Source organism: Sellimonas catena, assembly GCF_027924685.1.
Classification (GTDB): Bacteria; Bacillota; Clostridia; order Lachnospirales; family Lachnospiraceae; genus Sellimonas; species Sellimonas catena.
This window is the reverse complement of sequence record NZ_BSBO01000025.1, coordinates 31,965-56,620: the sequence shown is the minus strand read 5'-3', so window position 1 is coordinate 56,620 and position 24,656 is coordinate 31,965. Positions and strand designations below refer to the sequence as shown.

General features: G+C 47.4%; 22 protein-coding genes. All 22 read left to right on the top strand.

Annotation, left to right across the window (positions count from 1 at the left end; genetic code table 11):
- The first annotated feature begins 9 nt into the window (after positions 1-9).
- The 22 genes from Selli1_RS12175 to addA all read left to right on the top strand — a co-directional run bounded on the left by Selli1_RS12175 (position 10) and on the right by addA (position 24,652).
- Entirely contained in the window at positions 10-321 is a 312-nt protein-coding gene (locus tag Selli1_RS12175; RefSeq protein WP_087169428.1) for a PadR family transcriptional regulator, read from the top strand.
- A gap of 15 nt (positions 322-336) precedes the next feature.
- Positions 337-996: a hypothetical protein gene (locus tag Selli1_RS12170; RefSeq protein ID WP_087252476.1), complete on the top strand. Its 660-nt coding sequence runs from the start codon at positions 337-339 to the stop codon at positions 994-996.
- A gap of 17 nt (positions 997-1,013) precedes the next feature.
- A complete protein-coding gene (locus Selli1_RS12165; RefSeq protein WP_281873115.1) occupies positions 1,014-1,769 on the top strand; it encodes an ABC transporter ATP-binding protein in 756 nt (251 codons plus the stop codon).
- 39 nt (positions 1,770-1,808) lie between these two features.
- Complete coding sequence (locus Selli1_RS12160) at positions 1,809-2,522, top strand: hypothetical protein (RefSeq protein WP_281873113.1); 714 nt, start codon at positions 1,809-1,811, stop codon at positions 2,520-2,522.
- Positions 2,523-2,549: 27 nt separating this feature from the next.
- Positions 2,550-3,227, top strand: a complete 678-nt coding sequence (locus Selli1_RS12155; protein ID WP_087169424.1) for a hypothetical protein — start codon at positions 2,550-2,552, stop codon at positions 3,225-3,227.
- 189 nt (positions 3,228-3,416) lie between these two features.
- On the top strand, positions 3,417-4,334 hold the full coding sequence (pfkB, locus tag Selli1_RS12150) for a 1-phosphofructokinase (protein WP_087252479.1): 918 nt from the start codon (positions 3,417-3,419) through the stop codon (positions 4,332-4,334).
- A 3-nt stretch (positions 4,335-4,337) separates the two neighbouring features.
- Positions 4,338-6,254, top strand: coding sequence for a PTS fructose transporter subunit IIABC (locus tag Selli1_RS12145; protein WP_204864401.1), 1,917 nt, complete (start codon positions 4,338-4,340; stop codon positions 6,252-6,254).
- Positions 6,255-6,391: 137 nt separating this feature from the next.
- Entirely contained in the window at positions 6,392-7,138 is a 747-nt protein-coding gene (locus Selli1_RS12140; RefSeq protein ID WP_087169437.1) for a DeoR/GlpR family DNA-binding transcription regulator, read from the top strand.
- A gap of 354 nt (positions 7,139-7,492) precedes the next feature.
- Entirely contained in the window at positions 7,493-7,789 is a 297-nt protein-coding gene (locus Selli1_RS12135; protein ID WP_191437328.1) for a hypothetical protein, read from the top strand.
- 91 nt (positions 7,790-7,880) lie between these two features.
- Entirely contained in the window at positions 7,881-8,573 is a 693-nt protein-coding gene (locus Selli1_RS12130; protein ID WP_281873112.1) for a response regulator transcription factor, read from the top strand.
- Complete coding sequence (locus Selli1_RS12125) at positions 8,566-9,885, top strand: HAMP domain-containing sensor histidine kinase (protein ID WP_204864403.1); 1,320 nt, start codon at positions 8,566-8,568, stop codon at positions 9,883-9,885. The genes Selli1_RS12130 and Selli1_RS12125 overlap by 8 nt, the downstream gene beginning before the upstream one ends.
- Before the next feature lie 362 nt (positions 9,886-10,247).
- Entirely contained in the window at positions 10,248-11,150 is a 903-nt protein-coding gene (locus Selli1_RS12120) for a ComEC/Rec2 family competence protein (RefSeq protein WP_281844695.1), read from the top strand.
- 80 nt (positions 11,151-11,230) lie between these two features.
- Complete coding sequence (locus Selli1_RS12115; protein ID WP_087169417.1) at positions 11,231-11,914, top strand: response regulator transcription factor; 684 nt, start codon at positions 11,231-11,233, stop codon at positions 11,912-11,914.
- Positions 11,911-13,380: a sensor histidine kinase gene (locus tag Selli1_RS12110; protein WP_087252485.1), complete on the top strand. Its 1,470-nt coding sequence runs from the start codon at positions 11,911-11,913 to the stop codon at positions 13,378-13,380. Before Selli1_RS12115 ends, Selli1_RS12110 begins: the two co-directional genes overlap by 4 nt.
- An 81-nt stretch (positions 13,381-13,461) precedes the next feature.
- A complete protein-coding gene (hisH, locus tag Selli1_RS12105) occupies positions 13,462-14,076 on the top strand; it encodes an imidazole glycerol phosphate synthase subunit HisH (protein ID WP_087169415.1) in 615 nt (204 codons plus the stop codon).
- A 3-nt stretch (positions 14,077-14,079) separates the two neighbouring features.
- The gene (hisF, locus tag Selli1_RS12100; protein WP_087169414.1) at positions 14,080-14,841 is read left to right on the top strand and encodes an imidazole glycerol phosphate synthase subunit HisF; all 762 of its coding nucleotides are present in this window, start codon (positions 14,080-14,082) and stop codon (positions 14,839-14,841) included.
- Between the two features lie 14 nt (positions 14,842-14,855).
- Positions 14,856-15,530 carry a uracil-DNA glycosylase gene (ung, locus tag Selli1_RS12095; RefSeq protein ID WP_191427020.1) on the top strand — a complete coding sequence of 225 codons (675 nt, stop codon included), beginning with the start codon at positions 14,856-14,858 and terminating at the stop codon, positions 15,528-15,530.
- A gap of 18 nt (positions 15,531-15,548) precedes the next feature.
- Positions 15,549-15,920: an ArsR/SmtB family transcription factor gene (locus Selli1_RS12090; RefSeq protein ID WP_087169412.1), complete on the top strand. Its 372-nt coding sequence runs from the start codon at positions 15,549-15,551 to the stop codon at positions 15,918-15,920.
- A gap of 40 nt (positions 15,921-15,960) precedes the next feature.
- Positions 15,961-16,497, top strand: a complete 537-nt coding sequence (locus tag Selli1_RS12085; RefSeq protein ID WP_281873111.1) for a tetratricopeptide repeat protein — start codon at positions 15,961-15,963, stop codon at positions 16,495-16,497.
- A complete protein-coding gene (hflX, locus tag Selli1_RS12080; protein WP_281873109.1) occupies positions 16,494-17,732 on the top strand; it encodes a GTPase HflX in 1,239 nt (412 codons plus the stop codon). Before Selli1_RS12085 ends, hflX begins: the two co-directional genes overlap by 4 nt.
- Positions 17,733-17,741: 9 nt before the next feature.
- On the top strand, positions 17,742-21,089 hold the full coding sequence (gene addB, locus Selli1_RS12075) for a helicase-exonuclease AddAB subunit AddB (RefSeq protein ID WP_281873107.1): 3,348 nt from the start codon (positions 17,742-17,744) through the stop codon (positions 21,087-21,089).
- A gap of 5 nt (positions 21,090-21,094) precedes the next feature.
- The gene (addA, locus tag Selli1_RS12070) at positions 21,095-24,652 is read left to right on the top strand and encodes a helicase-exonuclease AddAB subunit AddA (protein WP_281873105.1); all 3,558 of its coding nucleotides are present in this window, start codon (positions 21,095-21,097) and stop codon (positions 24,650-24,652) included.
- Positions 24,653-24,656: the final 4 nt, after the last annotated feature.

The following is a 24,656-nucleotide window of genomic DNA, read 5'->3' as shown; positions in this document are numbered from 1 at the left end:
GTGAGAAATATGGACAAAGCGCAGCTTATGAAAGGGATTCTGGAAGGATGCATTCTGAAGATCATTGATCAGGAAGAGACATACGGATATGAGATCGTAACAAGGCTCCAGGATTATGGATTTTCTGACGCAAAAGAAGGCACGCTTTATCCGCTTTTACTCCGCCTGGAGAAAAAGAAGCTGATTAAGGGAACCTTTAAAGAAAGTCCTCTGGGGCCGAAGCGGAAGTACTACGCACTGACTCAGGAGGGAAAGGACTATGTCGATCAGTTTTATCAGGCATGGCAGGAAGTGAAAGAGTCTGTTGACCGGATCTTCTGACAGGAGGCGAGAAAAATGTTATGGAAAAATGAATTGACAGAAATAAGAAATGAGAATGCAGAGCAGATCAGTGGAATGAACGGAACAATGTGGGACCAGCTTTCTCCGATGCTGGAATATCTGTCCTCTTTTTCGATCCCGATGTTTGAAGAAGAAGTGATAAAAAAAGATCTGATCGGTATGGCAAAGGAGGCGGAGATCGAACAGATCTCTCTGGAAGAAAAACTGGGAATGTCGTCGAAAGAATTTTGCGACAACCTGATAGAAAACGAAACAGAAAGAACCAGAAAAAGAAAGGTGGAGGAGCAGATTCTGGAGTTGGCTGTGAATTTTGTATGGTATCTGACTGTTTTCTGGCTCATTGGGGCTTTGCTGGATGCAGAACCAAGAATGGTTTATGCATCAGATATGTTATTCGCATTTTTCGCAGCATTGTCAGATGTATGGCTTCCTGGAAAACGTATTATGGCATGGGATAAACGTAAAGAATATCTTAGGCATTTGATTAAGATAGGGTCATTAGTACTTGTAGTATTTACAGATGTCCGAACAGATCAGGCTATTACAGGAAATGGATTTGTCATAGGAGGGTGTCTGATTTTGTTATCTGTTTTGGCAGCTTTTATCAGTGCAAACTACTGGAAAAAGCAGTCACAGAAATATGACTGGAAATAGAAAGCGGGGGAAAGAAGATGTATGTGCTTGAAGTTGAAAATTTAATTCGTAATTATCAGAAGGCTGTAGGGAAAAAGGGAAAAGAAGATATAAAAGTTTTAAAAGGACTGAACTTTCAGGTGGAAGAAGGAGATTTCACCGGAATTATGGGGAAATCCGGATGTGGAAAGACGACCCTTCTGAAAGTTCTGGGGATGATTGATAAGCAGACAGATGGAACGGTCCGATTCATGGGACAGGACACAAAAGGACTTTCCGGAGATACGCTGGCGGATATCAGAAGAACGAAACTCGGATTTATCTTTCAGGACTATTACCTGATGGACAGTCTGACAGTTGAGGAAAATATCATGTTGCCGATGATCCTCGGGCAGGAGGATGCGCAGAAAATGATGGATTCGGCAAAGGCATATGCGGAAAAGTTTCAGATCGATCATCTGTTAAACAAGAATCCGTATGAACTCTCCGGTGGAGAAAAACAGAGAGTGGCAATCTGCCGGGCACTGATTAACAATCCGGATCTGATTCTGGCCGATGAGCCGACGGGAAACCTGGACTCCAAGTCCGGCAAAATCGTGATTGAAGCACTTCGAACCATCAATCAGGAAATGAAGAAGACGATTGTCATGGTTACTCACGACCCGCAGATGGCAAGCAACTGCCGGAAGATTATCCTTCTGAAAGACGGAGTGATTCTGGAAACGCTGGAACGGGGAGAAAAGAGCCAGGAAGAATTTTATCAGGAAATCATCGGAAAGATGGAGGAACTGTAAAAAGTAGAGACAGGTCAAAGCGGGGGAAGAAGGGATCATATGATACTGAAAAAGTTGTGGGAAAATGATCTGATCAAAATCAGACAGGAAAATGTAAACCGGATATCCGTACTGGATGGGAAAATGTGGGATCAGCTTTATCCGATTGTAGAATATCTGGATTCATATCTGGATTCCTCGTCACTTCCGCTCTTTGAAGAGGAAGTGATTAAAAAGGAACTGATCGGAATGGCAGAAGAAGCCCTGATTGAAGGAATCACTCTGGAAGAGAAACTTGGCATGCCGGGACAGGAGTTTTGTGATCAGATACTGAATTCCAGAGAAAAAGATGACAGGAGAAAAATTGGAGAATATTTGGTAGAATTTGCAGTTCACTTCGTCTGGTTTCTGACATTTTTCAGTATAGAAAACATCTGGACAAATCAGATTGAACTGGATATGAGTACTGTGATCCTGGCAGTGATAGGTGCGGCCGCTTCTCTTTGGATTCACGATCAGATATTTATTCATCCGATTACAGATTACAGAGGGAAGATCGCATTCCGGTCTAAAAAATCACAGGCGCTGATCATCCTTTTGGTGATTCTGTGTCTGATCTTTGCAGACTGGCTGCTTTGGAGAATGGATATCCGGATTTCCATTCCAGGCGGAGGCAGAATCTTCTTTGCAGGAATGCTGGTATTATCCTACCTGATGCTGCTTGTAAGAAAACAGTACTGGAACCGCCGGTCAAAGGAATATGAATGGGCATGATGAAGAAAAGGCAGGAGGCATAAAGACATGTTCTGGAGGAACGATTTGACAACATTAAGAAAAGAAAATACAGGCCGTATCGCGGACATGGGAGAAGAGATGTGGGAACAGCTGTATCCCGCACTACAGTACCTGTCGACCAGGCAACTTTCACTTTTTGATCGGGAACTGATCAAAAGCGAACTGATCGGCATCGCGGAAGAGGCAGAGATCCAGGGGGCCAGGCTGGACCGGAAGATGGGGATGCCTTATCAGGCATTCTGCGATTTTCTGATTGAAAAACGGGGAATCAGGAAAAAAAGTTCCATTGGAGAACAATTACTGGAAACAGGGACTTGCTTTATATGGTGGCTGACGTTCTTTGCAGTAGTCAATCTGATTCAGAATGATAATGCTGTCCGCTCTAATGAGATTCTGGCGGCGCTGGTAGCAGCCATGGCGGTTGTTCTTCTGGGAGACCACATGTTTGAGTACAGAGGAAGACTTTCCGTGGATCAAAAGAAATGGCGGATACAGATTGGAGTGATGGTGGTCTGTTTTTTCGTTCTGGCGGCTGTGACATCCAGGTATCCGATTGCCATCCCTCTGACAGCAGGTAGATGGATTGTGATTGGGATTCTGCTTGTTGCTTCCGTTCTTCTGCTGCTTATCAGAAACTGGTACTGGAACAGCAGGTCAAAGCAATATAACTGGAAATCTGAATAAAGAATGGAAAAGAACTCCTGCGATGTTGGGGAATGAAATCGCAGGAGTTCTTTGTTACACTTAAATGATTGAATTTGACTGATTGTGAAAGATTTACAAAAAACAAGTAAAAATATTGTGAAATAAAATGATTGATTATGACTGGTAATGGTGCTATGATAAGCATAGAAAGAACGGAGGTAGAAAAGAATGATTTACACAGTAACATTTAATCCGTCACTGGATTACATTGTGACAGTCAATGATTTCCGGCTTGGAGAGACGAATCGGACGGCATCAGAGCAGATGCTCCCGGGAGGCAAGGGAATCAACGTGTCTACGGTACTGGAAAACCTCGGATTTGATAATACTGCCCTTGGATTTGTGGCAGGATTTACCGGAAGAGAGATTGTAAGCAAAGTGCAGGAGCTGGGATTCCAAAGTGAATTTATTGAGCTTGACGAGGGATGGTCAAGAATCAATATCAAAATGAAGGATTTTGACGGAACCGAGATCAATGGACAGGGACCGGCTATCAGTGAAGCGGCTGTGAAAGCACTTCTGGAAAAGCTGGACGGACTGAAAGAAGGAGATATTCTGGTGCTGGCAGGAAGCATTCCGGCAAGTATTCCGGAAACGATTTATGCGGAGATTATGAAGCGGTTGGATGGAAAAGGAGTGCTCACAGTGGTGGATGCGACCAATGACCTGCTGATGGAAGTACTTCCGTATCATCCATTCCTGATCAAACCGAATCAGCACGAACTGGGAGCGATATTCGGAGTGGAACTTGATACTCAGGAATCTGTTGTGCCGTATGCCCGGAAAATGCAGGAACGGGGTGCGCTGAATGTGCTCGTATCCATGGGCGGCAAGGGAGCCGTGCTTCTGGATGCAGACGGAGAGGTGCATATGCTTCCGGCGCCGGAAGGAACTCTTGTCAATGCAGTGGGCGCAGGAGACTCCATGGTGGCAGGATTTCTGGCAGGATGGCTGGAAAAGAAAGATTACGAACATGCTTTCCGGATGGGAGTGTCCGCAGGAAGTGCCAGTGCCTTCTCGGAGCGTCTGGCAACAAGAGCAGAGGTGGAAACATTGTATCGATCGATAGAGGATGGGAGGAAATAGAGGATGAGAATCACAGAATTACTGGATAAAAGAAGTATTTCTCTTACTGCCGCGCCGGCTTCCAAAAGCGAAGCACTTGATATGGCGGTGGATCTGATGGCGGCAGGCGGAAAGATCCGGGACAAAGAAGCGTACCGGAAAGAAGTGTATTTAAGAGAAGAAGAAAGTACGACCGGAGTCGGAGGCGGCATCGCGATTCCGCACGGAAAATGTGACGCGGTGGCAAAGCCCGGTCTTGCAGCGATGGTAATCAAAGACGGAGTGGATTTTGATTCTTTGGACGGGGAGCCGGTAAATCTGATTTTCCTGATTGCCGCGCCGAATACAAAGGATAATATTCACCTGGATGTGCTGAGCAAACTTTCCATTCTCCTGATGGATGAGCAGTTTTCAGAGAATCTGAAAAAAGCATCCACACCGGAAGAATTCCTTCGGATCATCGATGAGGCAGATGAAGAGAAACCGGATGTCGATGAACAGCTGGCGGCACAGACGGAGTCCGAACCGCAGGAAAAGGCATGCAGGATTCTGGCAGTGACTTCATGTCCGACTGGTATTGCACACACGTATATGGCTGCGGAAGGAATCGAAAAAGCAGCGAAAAAGGCAGGATGCTTTGTAAAGGTAGAGACGAGGGGATCCGGCGGAGCAAAGAACGTACTGACAGAAGAGGAAATCGCAGAGGCAGACTGTATCATCGTTGCAGCAGACGCAGAAGTACCAATGGACCGTTTCCATGGAAAACGTCTGATCGAATGCCCGGTTTCCGATGGAATCGGTAAGGCAGATCAGCTTGTAGAGCGGGCGATGCATGGTGATGTGCCGATTTACAAAAGCGGAAATCCGAATGCAGGCAAGTCACAGAAATCATCCGGAGGCGGAGCCCACAAGGTATATACACAGCTGATGAACGGAGTTTCCCACATGCTTCCGTTCGTAGTTGGAGGCGGTATCCTCATTGCCCTTGCGTTTCTGATTGATGGCCTCAGCATCGATATCAATTCCCTTTCCGATGAGATGCGTGCAAACTTCGGTACGATCACGCCGGTAGCAGCGGCATTGAAAGGAATAGGAGATACGGCATTTGGATTCATGCTCCCGGTACTTGCAGGATTCATTGCCATGAGTATCGGAGACCGTCCGGCACTGGCAGTCGGATTTGTAGGCGGAATGCTTGCATCTCAGGGCAAATCCGGATTTCTTGGAGCTCTTCTTGCGGGATTTGTAGCAGGATACCTGATTCTCCTTCTGAGAAAAGTATTTGCGAAACTGCCGCAGTCCATTGAAAAGATTGCGCCGGTGCTTCTGTATCCATTGTTCGGAATTCTGATTATGGGACTTCTGATGAATTATGTGATTGAGCCTCCGGTGGGAGCATTGAATACCGCGCTTAATACAGGACTGACCAATATGAGCGGAAGCAGCAAGATTCTCCTTGGAATTATCGTTGCAGGCATGATGTCTATCGATATGGGAGGACCGTTCAACAAGGCAGCATATGTATTCGGAACTGCATCCATTGCAGCCGGTAACTATGATATTATGGCAGCCGTTATGATCGGCGGTATGGTACCTCCATGCGCCATCGCTCTGGCGACACTGCTCTTTAAGAAGAAATTTACAAAAGAAGAACGGGAATCCGGTCCGGTAAACTTTATCATGGGACTTGCGTTTATTACAGAAGGAGCGATCCCGTTTGCGGCATCTGATCCGATCCATGTCCTTCCGTCCTGTATCATCGGTGCCGCAGTATCAGGTGCGCTTTCCATGGCATTTGGCTGTACTTTGATGGCTCCGCATGGCGGAATCTTCGTATTCCCGGTTGTGGATCATGCCCTGATGTATCTTGTATCCCTGGTAATCGGTACGATTGTCGGAGCCGTACTCCTTGGAATACTTAAAAAAAGGGTAGAAGAATAAAGAAAAAATCAAACAGCATTACGCCGCGAGAAGATTATCACATCCGCGGCGTATTTTGATCCGGGTGGGAGATTGACGGGAAAGGAGAATTCTACTATAGTTATATGAGAGAAAAAGGTTTAGTCGGAGGGAAGGTTATGCTGACAGAAAAACGACAAAAAGAGATCTTGAAACTTCTGGGAGAGAAGGGAAGCGTGACCGTTCAGGAACTGACAGAAAAGCTGAATGCGTCCGAGTCCACAATTCGGAGAGACCTGACACTTCTCCATCAGAAAGGAGAACTGGTCAAGGTGTTTGGAGGAGCTGTCCAGACAGAATCCAGGATCAATATCCGGGAAGAAAAAGTTGCTCTCAGGAAAGAATTGAAAAAAGAGGAAAAAATCCGGATTGCCAGGTATGCGGCATCGCTTGTGGAGCCGGATGATTTTGTCTACCTGGATGCCGGCACGACAACGGAATACATGATTCCGTTTCTGACAGAGAAGTCAGCCGTCTTTGTGACCAATGCGGTTTCCCACGCTCTGCAGCTCACGGAGAATGGGTTCCGGGTGATCCTGATCGGCGGCGAACTCAAAGCGGCGACCGAGGCGATTGTTGGAAACGAAGCCTACGTCAATCTCCAGAAATATAATTTTACAAAAGGTTTTTTCGGAACGAACGGGGTAAACCGGACGTCCGGGTTTACGACGCCGGATATCAATGAGGCGATGATAAAAGGATGTGCGATGAAACATGCCCAAAAGCCGTATGTACTCTGTGACAGCAGCAAATTTCTGGTATCGAGTCCTGTAAGCTTTGGAGAATTCGGGGATGCAATGATTATTACGGACCGATGCCCGGATGAAAGCATGTATTCGGACAGCAATATTATCATAGTAGAATAGGACAGATACATGTTATGATCCCGGAAAAAACAGCAGGAATTCATCCTGCTGTTTTTTTGTTGACAGAACACTGATCTTTCGATAAGATGGGAAATATTTAGAGGGATGATGAGCCGGAAAGGGGAAATCTGCATTAAGAATTGTTCAGAACTTTTTCAGGAACGGTTAAGATCTGCCGTTGATAATAGAAGTATCAAAGGAAGCAGATATAAAGATACATAACAAAGCAGCCTTTGAAACAGAAAAAGAAAGTGAGGAACAGATTTTATGCAGGAACAGAAAAAAGAAAAAGGAAAAAAAGGATTTGTAAAGAAAGGCCTCATTCTGGCACTGGTTGGAGCAATGGTGTTTGCCATGGCAGCATGTGGAGGAAAAGATGATAAAAAGTCCACAGCAAAAAGCACTGCCGGGAGCAGCTCAAGCTCCGAAAAAAAAGATTCCGATAAGAAAGTCACTGAATCTGAAAAGAAGGACTCCGATAAGAAAGGCGCTGAATCTGAAAAAAAGGACTCCGATAAAAAAGTCACTGAGTCTGAAAAGAAGGATTCCAAAAAGAAAAGCGGGAAAACTTCAAAGAACAACAAAACAAGAGGAAAAGCATCCGGGAATACGAAATCAGGAAAGACGGGTTCAGGAAAGAGTTCAAAATAATAAGAACAGGAATCAAAACAGGTGATACAGGGTGTGCTTCTTTCGGGAGGCGGACCCTGTTGTTTTGTCAGAGTGAGTGTAAGGTGAGTAAATGGAACGGATTTTAATGATTGAAGATGATGAAGACATCAGGGAAGGAGTGAGGATTCTTCTTGAAGGAGAAGGTTATGAAGTGCTTGAGGCAAAGAATGGGAGGGAAGGTCTGCAGCTGCTGGCAGAGGGGCCTGATCTTGTGATTCTGGACATCATGATGCCCGGGATGTCCGGACTGAAGACATGTGAAGAGATCCGGAAAATTTCGTATGTACCGGTACTGTTTCTGACCGCAAAAGCGCAGGAATCGGACAAACTGATCGGATTCATGGCAGGCGGGGATGATTATCTCCCGAAGCCGTTTTCCTATTCGGAACTTCTTGGAAGAGTCAAGGCTTTGATCCGCAGATGGAAAACATACCGCGGAAAGGAACCGGATCGAAAAAAGGACATGTATCTGGAACAGGCCGGAATCCGTTTGAATGAAATGTTTAATGAAGTTTTTGTCCGGGGTGGAAGTACAGAGCTTTCCGAAATTGAATATCAGATTTTAAAACTGATGATGCAGCATCCGGGGAAGATTTTTTCGGCCCAGAATCTTTATGAAAGTGTCTGGGATGAACCATATTTTTACAATTGCAATGGTACGGTAATGGTGCATATCCGGAAACTACGGGTAAAAATAGAGGAAGATCCAAAAAATCCACAGAGAATTCAGACTGTATGGGGGAAGGGGTACCGATTTGGATAATGGGAAGAAAAAAATTCATTCATTATATTTTGAACTGATCCGCCTGCTTCTGGTATCAGCAACAGTTTCTCTTTTGTTTTTTTTCATATTGAACCGTGCGGGGGAAAATCTGCTTACATTTTATTTTTATGAAAGTGATTATGTACAGAAAGCAAGTGACCATTCCATCAAAAATCTCCAGGAATATGTTACAGAAAACCATGTTTCCTCCAATGATTCTGAAAAGCTGACGAAATGGGTGAATGAACAGAAAATCGTTGCAATCAGTGTCTATAAGGAGGAACTTCTGACATATGATTCTCTGTATCCGGATGAAGAAGTGGAGAATGCCGCAATAGAAGGCGGGTATTATGAGTGGGAGTCTTACTATACAGTTGAATTTTCGGACGGAACCGCAGATGTATTTCTGTATGGATTCTTTTCCTACCAGTTTTACAGCTATGCGCTGATTGCCGAGATTCTGCTTGCTGTGGCGTTGTTTATTATGACAGCGGTACTGGGGATCCGTAAACCTGTAAAATATATTGGAAAGCTGAAAGAAGAATGTGAGATTCTGGGAAATGGCGATCTGGAATATCAGATTTCGGTAATAGGAAAGGATGAGCTTGCCGATCTTGCGTCCGGAATGGATCACATGCGCAGGGCTTTGAAAGAAAGTATAGAAAAAGAAGAAGAACTGTCCCGGGCAAATCGGAGAATGATTACGGAAATGTCCCACGATCTGAGAACACCGCTCACTTCTTTGCTTCTCTATACAGATATTCTGGCGAAAAAAGAGATCCATGATATGGAGCAGATCCGGGAATACATCCGCAAAATTGACCGGAAAGCCCACCAGATCAAAGTTATGTCGGACCATATTTTTGAGTATGCCCTCGTAACAGAAGATATGGAAGTCAGGACCGGAGAGCCGGAAAGCCTGGACAGCATCTTTTATGATCCGCTCTCTGAGATGGCGGGGTATCTGGAAGAAAAAGGCTACAGAGTCGATGTCGAATGGAAAGACGAGGATGGGAAAATCTGCGTGGATCCGGAATACATCAACCGGATTCTGGATAATCTCGTCTCTAATATTGTAAAATACGCAGATCCGGAAGAACCTGTCCGGATTCGGACAGTCTGCAGGGATTCCTGTCTGGGGATCTGTTTTTCCAACCGGATCTTGCGGGAAACGGACGAAAGAAAAGAGAGTACGAAAATCGGGCTTCACAACATTCGGAAGATGATGAAAAAAATGCGGGGAGTTTCCGAGGTATGTCAGGAAGACGGCATGTTCTTTCTGACGATACTCTTTCCAAGAACAGAAGAATAGAGCAAATCCTGCCGGGAGATATGATGTTTCCACAGGCAGGATTTTTTCGTGTACCCGGGAAAGTTCTGAACAAAAAAAGGAGGAGCCGTCCTGGCGGCTCCTGAAGGAAGAGAGAAAAATCTATCTAAAAAAATCTAAATGTCTAGGCGAAGGACAACAATCACAAAGAATTAGGAACTCTTTCCAACTGTTGTCTTCTTCTTCTCTGAAGATGTTTATAGTATAGCGCACAAATGTGAGTAATTTATGTCTCCACGATGAAGGATTTATAAAAGAACTTAAGAAAATATAAACATCATCTGAATGATTTGGAAAGCTTGCAGATACAATAAAAAGAAACAGGTTTTCCGGAGGATGAAGAAGTGAGAAAGAAGAGAAGAATAGTCATATATCTGTTTGTTCTGGCGCTTTTGGCAGGTATGTCTGTTATCTGGATTCTGGGCAGAAAAGCAGAGAATCCGGAACAGAATAATACGGAAACAGTATCCGGAAACATGGAGGTGCACTTTCTGGATGCAGGACAGGGGGACAGCATTCTTGTGCGGTCGGAGAATGAAAATTTACTGATTGATGCAGGGACCAATGAGGATGAAGAAATGGTCGTTTCCTATTTAAAAGAACAGGGGGTAGAAAAGCTTGATTATGTCATTGCCACACATCCTCATATTGATCATATCGGCGGGATGGATGCTGTAATTGAAACCTTTTCGGTGGGAACCTGTTTCCTTCCGGAAGAAACGTATGATACAGAAAGCTTTCAAGAAGTTCTTACCGCTCTGGATGAAGCGGACGTAAAGATCAGACATCCTGAGTTTATGGAAAACTATGAAATAGGAAGCGGCAGATTTGTATTTATCACGCCGGATTCTGAAAAACAGTATGAAGATATCAACGATTCATCACTCGGGATTCGTCTGACAAATGGTGCACACAGCTTCCTTTTATGCGGAGACATCAGTCAGAGAATCGAAAAAGAGATCCTGAAATCCGGGATCTCAATCCGCTCGGATGTCATGAAACTGAATCATCATGGAAGCCGGGACGCCAACTCATGGAAGTTTTTAAAAGCGGCATCTCCTTCTTTTGTCGTGATAACCTGCGGCACCAGAAATGAGTTCGGACATCCACATGAGAAAGTCATGAAACGGGTGGAGAAACTGGGGGCAGGTGTTTTCCGGACCGACCTTCAGGGAACCATCGTGTTTGAAAGTGACGGGGAAACTCTGAAATGCAGCACCGGTCCGGAGGAAGGAAGCAGAAAATAAGATTGTACACAAAAAGGACATAATTATCTGTTAAAATACAGAAAATAGATAGATTATCGAGAAGAAGGGATGAATTGTTTATGGAGCATATTAAGATACTGGTGGTGGATGACGAAAGCAGAATGCGCAAGCTTGTCAGAGACTTCCTGGAAAGAGCCGGATTCCAGGTGCTTGAAGCAGGAGACGGGATGGATGCGCTGGATGTTTTTTACGATAATCAGGATATCGGACTTATTATTCTGGATGTGATGATGCCGAAGATGGATGGATGGGAAGTATGCAGGGAGATCCGCAAGGAGTCCAAAGTTCCGATCATCATGCTGACGGCAAGAGGAGAAGAGCGGGATGAGCTGAATGGGTTTGAACTTGGCGTCGATGAGTACATTTCCAAGCCGTTCAGTCCGAAAATCCTTGTGGCCCGTGTCAATGCGCTCTTAAGAAGGACGAGCGGACTTGCCATGGATCAGACGGTTTCTGCAGGAGGTATTGAGATTGACAAGGCAGCCCATATCGTGAAAATTGACGGCAATCCGGTCGATTTAAGTTTCAAGGAGTTTGAGCTTCTTACCTATTTTATGGAAAATCAGGGGATTGCCCTGTCCAGAGAGAAGATTTTGAACAATGTATGGAACTACGATTATTTCGGAGATGCCAGAACGATTGATACTCACGTGAAGAAGCTTCGAAACAAGCTGGGGGACAAAGGCGAGTATATCCGGACCATCTGGGGGATGGGCTACAAATTTGAGGTTGCAAAATCATGAAAAAATTTGGAGCAAAGCTCTCTATCCGAAAAAAGATGATGTTCATTTTTGTCGGACTGATTCTTTTTCTTCTGATTCTTCTTGTGTTTGTAAACGGTACATTTGCAGAATGGTACTATATGGCAAATAAACGGTCGGACTTAGTGAGTATTTATAAGGAAATCAGTAAGGTGCAGGAGAAGGATCTTCTGGGAAACGACTCGGAAGTGCTGAAACTGAACCGTATGACCGAGAGAAATAATGTTTCCGTCCTTTTGATTGACAGTTCCATGAGGGTACAGTATGCGAACGTCTATGATGTGAGCATCCTGATAGATCAGGTTCAGGATTATGTGCTCGGCAACAAGCCGCCGCTGCTTGACAGCGGGGACTACCTGATTACAAGGGCGAGAGATGTGATGAGCGGAGCGGAATACCTGGAAATGTGGGCACAGTTTGATAATTCCAATTATCTGCTGATGCGGTGTTCCCTTGACAGTATCCGCTCTAATGTGTCGATTTCCAACCAGTTTATTTTCTATATCGGTATTCTGATTCTTGCGATTGGAATTATTCTTGTTTGGTTTTTCTCAAGAAGAATTTCGGAGCCGCTTCTGGAACTGGCGGAGCTGTCAAAAAAGATGGCAAAGCTTGATTTTGACGCAAAATATACAAGAGGCGGAGCAGACGAGATCGGAATTCTTGGAGAAAGTTTTAATACGATGTCAGATGAGCTGAAAGACAAGATTTCCGAATTAAAGACAGCCAACTATGAACTGCAAAGAGACATCAAAAAGAAGGAACAGGTAGAGACCATGCGTACAGAGTTTATCGGGAATGTATCGCATGAACTGAAAACACCGATTGCACTGATCCAGGGATATGCGGAAGGTTTGAAAGACGGGATCACGGATGATCCGGAAAGTATGGAGTTTTACTGCGATGTCATTATTGATGAGGCCAACAAGATGAACAGGATGGTGAAAAACCTTCTGACGTTGAACCAGCTGGAACAGGGCAGAGACGATACCCAGTTTGAACGGATCGATATCACAAGCCTGATCCGGGGTGTGGTGCAGAGCCTTGAAATCATGGCAAAGCAGAAAGAAGCGGATATCCGTATGAATACCCAGGAGCCGGTTTTTGTATGGGCAGATGAGTTCAAGGTAGAACAGGTTGTGCGAAACTATGTAAGCAATGCCCTGAACCATGTGAATGAAAACCGGATCGTGGATATCCGGATTGAAGAGCGGGACGGTAAGATACGGATCAGCGTCTTCAATACAGGGGAGCCGATACCGGAGGAGGATATCGAACACATCTGGGAGAAATTTTATAAAGTGGACAAGGCAAGAACCAGAGAATATGGAGGAAATGGAATCGGACTTTCGATTGTCAAGGCCATCATGGAATCCTTCCATCAGAATTACGGGGTAAAAAATTATGAAAACGGAGTACAGTTCTGGTTTGAACTTGACAAAAAGTAAAAATGCGGGCGCGTCCCGCATTTTTACATTTTCTTTTTGAAAGGGGTGTGTTAAACTTAGAAAGATAAGGAGTGGATAACAATGATTGCATTGATTGATTATGACGCAGGAAATATGAGAAGTGTGGAGAAGGCGCTTGATTTTCTTGGAGAGAAGCCGGTTGTCACACGAAAACGAGAGGAGATACTGGGAGCAGACCGGATTATCCTTCCGGGAGTCGGGTCTTTTGGAGACGCGATGCACAATCTGGAAGCATTTGGACTGACAGAGGTGATCAAAGAGGCGGTAGAAAAGAAAATTCCGCTGCTTGGAATCTGCCTTGGCATGCAGGTCCTTTTTGAAAAGAGCGAGGAAAGTCCGGGCGTGAAAGGTCTTGGAATTTTAGAAGGTGAGATTGTCAGGTTCCCGAAGACGGAAGGGCTTAAGATTCCGCATATGGGCTGGAATTCTCTTTCCTGTTCGAAGGACGGCAGGCTGTTTGAGGGACTTGAGGAGAATCCTTATGTATATTTTGTCCACTCATACTATCTGAAAGCGAAAGATCCAAAGATCGTAAAAGCAACTGCCGAATATGGAGTGACGATTCATGCCTCGGTGGAGAAGGGCAGCGTCTTCGGATGCCAGTTCCACCCGGAAAAGAGCGGCGGGACAGGGCTTCATATTCTGAAAAATTTCATAGAAAGACAGGGGGAGTAGCAGATGTTTACGAAGAGAATTATTCCATGTCTGGACGTGAACAATGGACGGGTTGTAAAGGGAGTCAACTTTGTAGATTTAAGAGACGCCGGAGATCCGGTGGAAGTCGCAAAGGTTTATGATAAAGAAGGGGCGGACGAACTGGTATTTCTGGATATTACCGCTTCCTCTGATGCAAGAAATACAGTCGTTGACATGGTAGAACAGGTGGCTGAGAATGTCTTTATTCCGTTTACGGTTGGCGGCGGAATCCGTACAGTGGAGGACTTCCGGACGATTTTAAGAGCCGGGGCGGACAAGATTTCCATCAATTCCTCTGCGCTGAATACTCCGGATCTGATCTCGGACGCGGCGTACAAATTCGGGAGCCAGTGCGTGGTGGTCGCCATCGACGCGAAGAAGCGTGCGGATGGAAGCGGATGGAATGTATACAAAAACGGCGGAAGGATCGACACCGGCCGGGATGCTGTGGAGTGGGCCATGGAGGCCGAGCGGCGCGGCGCAGGGGAAATTCTTCTGACGAGTATGGACGGAGACGGGACGAAGGCAGGATATGACCTGAACGTGACAAGACAGATTGCGGATGCGGTGTCGATTCCGGTGATTGCTTCCGGAGGAGCAGGAGAGCTGTCCCATTTCTATGACGCGTTCAGCGAGGGACATGCGGATGCGGCTCTGGCGGCATCGCTGTTCCATTATAAAGAGCTTACGATCCGGGAAGTCAAGGAGTATCTGAGGGACAAAGGAATCCCGGTCAGACTTTGATGTGAGGAGGCAGCATGGCAGCAATTCAGAATGACTGGCTGGATGCTCTGAAGGAGGAGTTCAGACAGCCTTACTATAAAAAATTATTTCAGACGGTCAACGAGGAGTACCGGACGAGGCAGATTTTCCCGCCGGCGGACGACATTTTCAATGCGTTCCACCTGACGCCGCTTCATGAGGTGAAGGTGGTGATACTGGGACAGGATCCGTATCACGGAGAGGGGCAGGCACACGGGCTCTGTTTTTCCGTAAGACCGGGAGTGGACATTCCGCCTTCTCTTGTCAATATTTATCAGGAGCTTCACGATGATCTGGGATGCACGGTCCCGAATCATGGATGTCTCACCAAATGGGCGAAGCAGGGAGTGCTGCTTTTGAATACGGTACTGACAGTACGGGCGCATCAGGCCAATTCCCACAAGGGAATCGGCTGGGAAGAGTTTACGGACGCGGCGATCCGGAAATTAAATGAGCAGGACCGGCCGATCGTCTTTATGCTGTGGGGAAGACCGGCCCAGGCGAAGAAATCCATGCTTCACAATCCTAAGCATCTGATTCTGGAGGCCCCGCATCCGAGTCCGCTTTCCGCATACCGGGGATTTTTCGGAAGCAGGCCGTTCAGTCAGGCCAACCGGTTTCTGGAGGCACAGGGGGTAGAGCCTGTGGACTGGCAGATTGAGCCGATGTAAGAAAAGGGAGTATGATGTATGAGCAGAAAAATTGATTGTATGGAGACAGAGTGCTGTGACTGTATCGAGATCCACGGGGACTGTATCAAGAAGGTCATGGAACGGATGCCTGCGGAAGAGACACTGAATGATCTGGCCGCCCTGTTTAAGGTGTTCGGAGATCCGACGAGAGTGAAGATTCTCTATGTGCTCTTTCAGTCAGAGCTTTGTGTCTGTGATCTGGCGGAGGTACTGCATATGACACAGTCTGCGATTTCGCATCAGCTTCGGATTTTAAAGCAGATGAAACTGGTTAAGAGCAGACGTGAGGGGAAGACGGTGTTTTATTCGCTGGCGGATGATCATATCCAGACAATTATGAATCAGGGAATGGAACACATTCTGGAATAAGAACAGGGAATCATAAAGAAAGATAAGGGTGATAAGGGAAATGAAAAAGCGAATTGGAATGATAATGGCGGCATGTCTTTTGTTCTTTACGATGACAGGATGTGCCACACAGATTGATAAAGGGAAATCCCTTCTTGAGGATGGAAACTATGAGCAGGCCGCCGAGGCTTTTGAAAAAGCTTCGAAGGATTCAGATATGGAAAAGGAAGCATACCGGGGACTTGGCATCAGCTATTATGAACTGGAGCAGTATGATAAGGCGGCGTCCGCTTTTGAATCAGCGCTTGAAAAAGGCGCCGGGGCAACGCCGGAGCTTTATAATCTGCTTGGAATTTCGTATATGCAGAGCGGCCAGTATGAAAAAGCGGCAGACTCTTTTGAGACCGGCAGCCAGATGGAAGGCGCCGGGGATGATCTGAAAAAGGAAATGGCCTACAACCAGATCTTCTCTCTGGAAAAGGCAGGAAAGTATACAGAAGCCAGGGAAAAGGCGGACGCATATCTTCAGACCTGGCCGGATGACGAAGATGTGAAAAAAGAGGCAGAGTTTTTAGAAACACAGGCGGGAAATGAATGATTGAAACAGGAAGGAAAAAGGAAAAGGTAATTCTGGTGGCGGCGGCTCTGGATGATCTGGAAAAGGCAGAGCAGTCGCTGGATGAGCTTGGCGAGCTGGTAAAGACAGCGGGAGCGGAAGTGGCCGGACAGATGATCCAGCTAAGAGACGCGGTTCACCCGGGGACTTATATCGGAAGCGGGAAGCTCGACGAGTTAAAGTGGCTTGTATGGGAAAAGGAAGCGGACGGCATTGTCTGTGATGATGAGCTCAGCCCGTCCCAGATCAACAATATGGAGGAAGTGCTGGACTGTAAGATTATGGACCGGACGCTTGTGATTCTCGATATTTTTGCGGCCAGAGCATCAACTAAAGAGGGAAAGATTCAGGTAGAACTGGCCCAGTTAAAATACCGGCAGTCGAGACTGACCGGACTTGGAAAGAGTCTTTCCAGGCTCGGTGGAGGAATCGGGACAAGAGGACCGGGAGAGAAGAAGCTGGAGATGGACCGGAGACTGATCAAAAGCCGGATCGCCCAGCTGAACCGGGAACTTGCGGATGTCCGCAGACACCGGGAGGTGACAAGGGAGCAGCGAAGCAGAAACCATATGCCGGTCTGTGCGCTTGTGGGATATACCAATGCCGGAAAGTCTACGCTGTTAAATACACTGACAGGTGCATCGGTGCTGGAAGAGGACAAGCTGTTTGCAACACTGGATCCGACAACCAGAGTGCTGAATCTTCCGGGAGGCCAGAAGATTCTTCTTACCGATACGGTCGGATTTATCAGCAAGCTTCCGCATAACCTGATCGAGGCATTCCGCAGTACGCTGGAAGAGGCAAAGTATGCGGATGTGATTCTCCATGTGGCGGACATGTCCAATCCACAGATGGATGAGCAGATGTATGTAACCTATGAGACACTGGAAGAACTCGGAGTGTTGAACAAGACCGTGATTACGGTGTTTAATAAATGTGACAAAGCAGGAGAAGACCTTCTGATCCGGGATTTCAAGTCGGATGCAAGAGTCGTGGTCTCTGCAAAGACAGGGCAGGGACTGGATACGCTGAAAGAGATTCTGGAAGACTGGATCAGAGAACAGAGAATGGAGATTAAGCGTCTTTATCCGTATGCGGAGGCAGGAAAGATTCAGATGATCCGCGCCTACGGAGAAGTGACGAAAGAAGAGTATCAGGCGGATGGAATCTATATTGAAGGATTCGTTCCGAGAGAACTGTACGGAAAAGTGAATTAGGAGAATGTCATGGCATTACAGTTTATTTTTGGGAGTTCCGGTTCAGGGAAGTCCCATTCTCTATATCAGAAGACAGTAGAAGAAGCGGCAGCAAATCCGGAGAAGACTTATATTGTTCTCGTGCCGGAGCAGTTTTCCATGCAGACTCAGAAAGATCTTGTGGAGGCAAGCCCGAATCATGCGATCATGAATATTGATGTGTTAAGTTTTGGAAGGCTTGCTTATCGTGTCATGGAAGAGACCGGGGGAAACGACCGGATTGTTCTGGATGACGAGGGGAAAAATCTGATTCTCCGGAAGATTGCCGGGGATTATGAGGACGATTTGACTGTCCTTCGTGGAAATCTGAAGCGGCAGGGATATATCAGCGAAGTGAAATCGGTCATTTCCGAGTTTACCCAGTACGATATTGGAGAAGAAGAGCTTGACCGGATGATGGAGCAGGCGGGGGAAGGAACCTCGCTTTATTATAAGCTTTCTGATTTGAAGAAGGTGTACGAAGGCTTCTATGCCTATCTGGAGGAAAAATATATCACAAGAGAGGAGATTCTGGATCTGCTCTGCGAGAGGGTGCCGCAGTCTGCCATTCTGCGGGACAGCATCATTGCGCTGGACGGCTTTACCGGATTTACCCCGGTTCAGAACCGGCTGCTGGAGCAGCTTCTCAAGGTGTGTCAGGAGGTCCGGGTGACAGTGACGATTCCGAAGAATGAGAATCCTTATCTTTATCAGGGACCGTACCAGCTGTTTTCTCTCAGTAAAGAGATGACGACAAAGCTCCTTGCCATCTGCCGGGAGAAGAAGATTACGGTGAACGATCCCGTATGGATGGAGGGAGAGATTCCGTACCGGTTCCGCGAAAATACTCCGATGGCCTTTCTGGAACGTCATCTTTTCCGCTACGGCAAGGCCCGTTACGAAGAAGAACAGGACCGGATCCGGATCTGCCATGCGGCAACGCCGGGGCAGGAAGTGGAAGCGGCAGCAAGAAAGATCCGTTCCCTTGTCCGGACAAAGGGATGGAGATACCGGGATTTTGCGGTGATCGTGCCGGATCTGTCCGCTTATTCGGATGATATCCGGACAATTTTTTCCGAATACGGGATTCCGGTATTTGCAGACCAGAAACGAAGTGTGCTGTTAAATCCATTTGTAGAATACGTCCGCAGTGTGACGGCCATGATCCAGAAGGGATTTACCTACGAAAGCGTATTCCGGTTTCTGAGGACGGGCCTTAGCGGATTTACGATGGAGGAAGTTGACACACTGGAAAACTATGTGCTTGCCCTTGGAATCCGGGGATACAAAAAGTGGCAGGGCGCCTGGATCCGGAAAAGCAAAGGGATGAGCGAAGAAGAGCTTGCAAAAGTCAATCATCTTCGTGTCCGGTTTATCGAAAAGGTGGACAGCCTTGTCTTCGTGTTGCGGCAACAGAAAAAGACGGTAAGGGACATTACGGAAGCGCTTTATGATTTTCTCGTGCAGGAAGGCATGTACGGGAAGGTCCGGGAACAGGAACGGTTTTTTGAGAAGAGCGGCGAGGCCGCCCTTGCAAAGGAATACTCTCAGGTTTACCGGATTGTCATCGATCTGTTTGATAAATTTGTAGCGCTTCTCGGGGAGGAGACGGTTTCTCTGGAGGAATACGGGGAGCTTCTGGACGCCGGACTCGAGGAAGCGAAAGTCGGTGTCATTCCGCCGGGAATTGATGAAGTCATGGCCGGAGACATGGAGCGGACGAGGCTTACTGATATCAAAGCCCTGTTTTTCCTTGGCGCAAACGACAGCTTCCTTCCAGGGCAGCTTGGCTCGGGCGGGCTGCTCTCCGAGTATGACCGGGAGAAAATCCGGTCCGGAGGGACGGAACTTTCCGCCGGAGGGAAAGAACAGGCCTATATTCAGAAATTTTATCTGTACACGATGCTGACTAAACCACAGGAACTGCTGTACCTGTCTTATGCTTCGGTGGCGGCGGACGGGACTTCTCTCAGACCGTCTTATCTGATCCGGGATATTCAGAAGCTGTTTCCGCGTCTGACTGTGACGCGGGAGGAGGAACGGCCCCTGAAAGAGACGGAACTGACCGGGAAAAACGGTCTGGAACTTCTGATCCAGGGACTTCAGAATGAGGAGACGGAAGATCCGCAGTGGCAGGAGCTTTATGCCTGGTATAAAAAGGATTCGAAACGCAGTCAAAGTCTGGAACAGGTGATGCAGGCACATTTTTACCGGATGCCGGATGACCGTCTCTCAAAGAAGGCGGCAGAGATTCTTTACCGGGAAGGAATCGACAAAGGTGTGACCCGGCTGGAGAAGTATGCATCCTGTGCTTTTGCGCATTTTATGGCCTATGGACTGCGGTTAAGTGAGCGGCAGGAGTATGAATTCAAACCTCTGGACTGGGGAAATCTTTTCCACAAGGCAATGGAACATTTTGCGGGAAAGGCGGAAAGGCTGGATATCCCGGTTACGGATATCACCGACGAGATGCGCCGGGAAATGGTGGACGCCTGTGTGGAGGAAAGTATTATTGATTATGAAAACACCGTGCTTTACAGTACGAAGCGCCGGGAATATCTGATTACGAGGATGAAGCGGCTTGTGGACCGGACGGTATGGGCGCTGCTTCGTCAGCAGAAAATGGGGGATTTCCGGCAGACCGGGACAGAAGTCCGGTTTGCGGGAGGCGTCATCGACCGGGTCGATACGTGTGAAGATGAAAATCAGGTCTATGTCAAGGTGACGGATTATAAGACCGAATCCAAGTCCTTTGACATCACGTCCTTTTATTACGGACTTCAGCTTCAGCTTGCGGTCTACATGAATGCGGCCCTGGAGCTGGAGCGGAAAAAGCATCCGAATAAGGAAGTAATTCCGGCGGGAATCTTTTATTATCAGATGAAGGATCCGATGGTTCCGAAATCCGACGAAGAGCAGGCCGAGGAGGAGCTGTTAAAAGAGCTCCGTCCCGATGGTCTTGTGAATTCCGATCCGGATGTTCTCGGACATCTGGATCATACGGGAGCGAAAAGTTCTCTTGCGGCGCCGTTTGGAAGGAACAAAGACGGAAGCGTATCCAAAACCTCCCGGGCCGCGTCAAAGGCGGAATTCGGACTTCTGTCTTCTTATACAAAGAGGAAGACGAAGCAGCTTAAAGAAGAGATCCTGAAAGGGAATGTCAAAAAGGAGCCTTATGAACTGGGGATGAACACCGGGTGCGATTACTGCCCGTACCACAGTATCTGCGGTTTTGACGAAAGAATCGAGGGGTGCGGTTACCGAAGCCTTGTATCGAAAAAACGGGAGGAGATTTTCCGGCTGATTGCGCGAGAACTCTCGGAACAGGAAGGGAAGTGAGAATCATGGGATGGACAAAAGAACAGGAGCAGGTCATAGCGGCCAGAGGATGTAATCTTCTCGTTTCGGCGGCGGCAGGCTCCGGAAAGACGGCCGTCCTTGTGGAGCGGATCATTACCAGGCTGACGGAAGGGGAAAATCCTCTCGATGTGGATCAGCTTCTCGTTGTGACCTTTACAGAGGCAGCGGCAGCCGAGATGAAAGAGAGAATCCGCGGTGCCATTGAAAAGAAGCTGGAGACAGATCCGGACAATGCGCATCTGCAGCGGCAGGCAACGCTCATCCACCATGCAAAGATCACGACGATTCACAGCTTCTGCCTGTCCGTGATCCGGGATTATTTCCACACGATTGATCTGGAGCCGGGGTTTCGGACGCTGGAAGAAGGAGAACGAAAACTGCTGATGCAGGAAGTGATGGAAAACCTTCTGGAAGAGGAGTATGCAAAAGGGGAAAGCTCATTTACTGACTTTGTGGAGATGGCATCAACGGGAAGAGACGACAAAAAAGTCGAGGAGTTGATTCTGGAGCTCTACGAGTTTTCACGAAGCAATCCGGATCCGGAAGAATGGCTTCTGGACAGCATCGAAGGATATGAATCCGTCAAAAGCGAACCGTGGGATACGATTCCGTTTGTCCAGGCGGCTATGGAGCATACAAAGGAAACACTGGAGGATATGGAAAGTGAACTGCGTTACGCGGCAGAGCTGTGTGAGGAGCCGGACGGACCGGCCGCATATGCCGATACGATTTCCTCGGATATCGGACTGATCCGCTCTCTGCGGTCAGAGGAGACTTTTGGGGAGCTTCAGGAGCAGATTGCGGGGGCGTCGTTCGCAAGGCTTGCTGTGAACAGAGACAAATCCGTTTCTGAGGAGAAGACAGCATTTGTCAAGTCCTTACGAGAGCAGGTTAAAAAGGAGCTGTCCGCCCTGAAAGAACAGTTCTTCTATGAGACAGAGGCGGACTTAAAAGAGGATATGAGACAGGCAGCCCCGTTTGCCGGAGAACTAGTGCGGCTGACTATTGCGTTTGGCCGGGCTTTTGAAGAAAAGAAGAGAAATGCCGGTGTGATTGACTTTGGGGATATGGAGCAGTATGCGCTCCGGATCCTGAAAAAAGAAGAAATCGCCGAGGAATACCGGAAGAAATACGAAGAGATCATGATCGATGAGTATCAGGACAGCAACCTGATTCAGGAGACGCTTCTGATGCAGATTTCACGGATCAGCCACGGGCAGTATAATGTCTTTATGGTAGGGGATGTAAAGCAGAGTATCTACAGGTTCCGGCTTTCCAGACCGGAGCTTTTCATGGCAAAGTACGCATCCTACGAGACGGACGGAGAGGGGAACCAACGCAGAATTGACCTGCACAAAAATTTCCGCAGCCGGGGGGAAGTGCTGGATGCGGTCAATTTCCTGTTTTATCAGATCATGACAGTATCTCTTGGAAGAGTGGAGTACGACGAGCAGGCGGCCCTGTACGTGGGGGCACAGTTCGAGGAAAAGGAAGGATTTGATACGGAGATCCTGCTGATCGAAGAGGGAGAGTCGCTGGAGGCAAAAGAGCTGGAAGCGCGGGCTGTGGCGGCCCGGATCAAGGAGCTTCTGAAAAATACGGAGGTGTTGGACAAGGAGACCGGTGTCTATCGAAAGGCATCCTACAGAGATATCGTGATTCTTCTCCGAAGCCTCAAAGGGTGGACGGATGTCTTTTCGAAGGTGCTGAATGAGGAAGGAATTCCGACATTCTGCGGGACAAAGGAAGGATACTTCCAGACAAGGGAGATCAGTCTTCTTTTGGACTATCTGAAAATTCTGGATAATGAAAAGCAGGATCTTCCGCTTGCGGCAGTGCTTTCCTCCTGTTTTGGCGGACTGACAAATGAGGAGCTTGCAAGGATCCGGTGCGCGTATCCGGAAGAGCCGTTTTACCAGGCGGCGGCAGATTTTGCGAGGGACACGAAAGATGAGAAACTTGGCGTATTTTACGAACAGGTACACAGGTTTCGGGAACAGGTGCCGTACACAGCGATTCATGAACTGCTGGAGCAGATTGTATCCAAAACTGGGTACCGGGACTATGTCCTTGCCATGCCGGGCGGCATACAAAGAAGAGCGAATCTGGATATGCTGATCGAGAAGGCAAAAGCGTATGAAAGCACGAGTTACAAAGGACTATTTCATTTCCTGCGGTACGTGGAGCAGCTGCAGAAATATCAGGTCGATTACGGGGAAGCCAATACAAGCGATGAGATGGCTGACACGGTGCGCCTCATGAGTATTCATAAAAGTAAAGGTCTGGAGTTCCCGATCGTGATTGTCTCCGGAATGGGAAAGAAGTTTAATACCCAGGATATTCAGAGAAAGGTGGTTATCCATCAGGATCTGGGGATCGGTGTGGATGCAGTCTATTTAAAAGAGCGGATGCAGGCACCGTCCTTTTTGAAAAAGATGATCCAGAATGAAACGCGTTTGGAAAATCTGGGGGAGGAGCTCCGTGTCTTATACGTGGCACTTACAAGAGCAAAGGAAAAGCTCATCATTACCGGAACCATGAAACATGCAGAGGAAAAGCAAAAGCAGTATGAGCGGGTGAAAAGCCAGAAAGAGCGGCAGCTTTCCTTCGGGCTTTTGCAAAAGGCAGGAAGCTATCTGGACTTCCTGATTCCGGCGCTGGTCCGGCTGGATGATCCAGAATGGTCAGAGAAGGTGCCGATTCGTGTAGAAATTCTGACGGAAGAAGACGTGCTGATGGAATCCGTGATGGAGGAAGAAAGAAAACAGATCCGCAGGGAGGATATCGAAGCCATTGATCCGGAGCAGCTCTATGATGAGGAAATCCGGAATCATCTGATGGAAAGCTATCTCTTTCGGTATCCGTATGAAGAGGAAAGCCGGTGGAAGAGAAAGTTTTCTGTATCGGAACTGAAACGGGCGGCGCATGAGCCGCAGCCGGAAGAAGAGGATGGTGTCCGCCTGTTTGAGAAACCGGAGGAAGAGATCATTCCCAAATTTAGGAAAGGGGAAACGAAGATCCGGGGAGCGGCAAGAGGAACAGCCTACCACCGGATTCTGGAACTTCTGGATTTTGGAAAATCCTATACCATGGAAACACTGGAAGAGGAAATCCGGCAGTTCGTGGAAGCGGAAAAAATCGATGAGGCATCCGCCGGGGCTGTGGAAAGAGAAGACATTCTGAAGTTCTTACAGTCGGACTGTGCGGCCCGGATGCAGAAAGCGGCACAGAACGGAAAGCTGAAAAAAGAGCAGCCGTTTGTGCTTGGCGTGGAAGCAGACCGGATTTATCCGGAAAACGGCGGAGAAAAAAGTGGAGAACTTCTGATTGTGCAGGGGATTATTGACCTGTTTTTCGAGGAAGACGGGGAAATCGTCCTGCTCGATTATAAGACTGACCGTGTCAGAATGGAAGAAGAACTGACAGAGCGTTACCGTATTCAGCTGGAATACTATCAGGAAGCTCTGGAAAAGAGTCTTGGAAAACATGTAAAAGAAAAACTGATCTATTCCTTTGCACTTGGAAAGGAGATCAGAGTATAGGAGG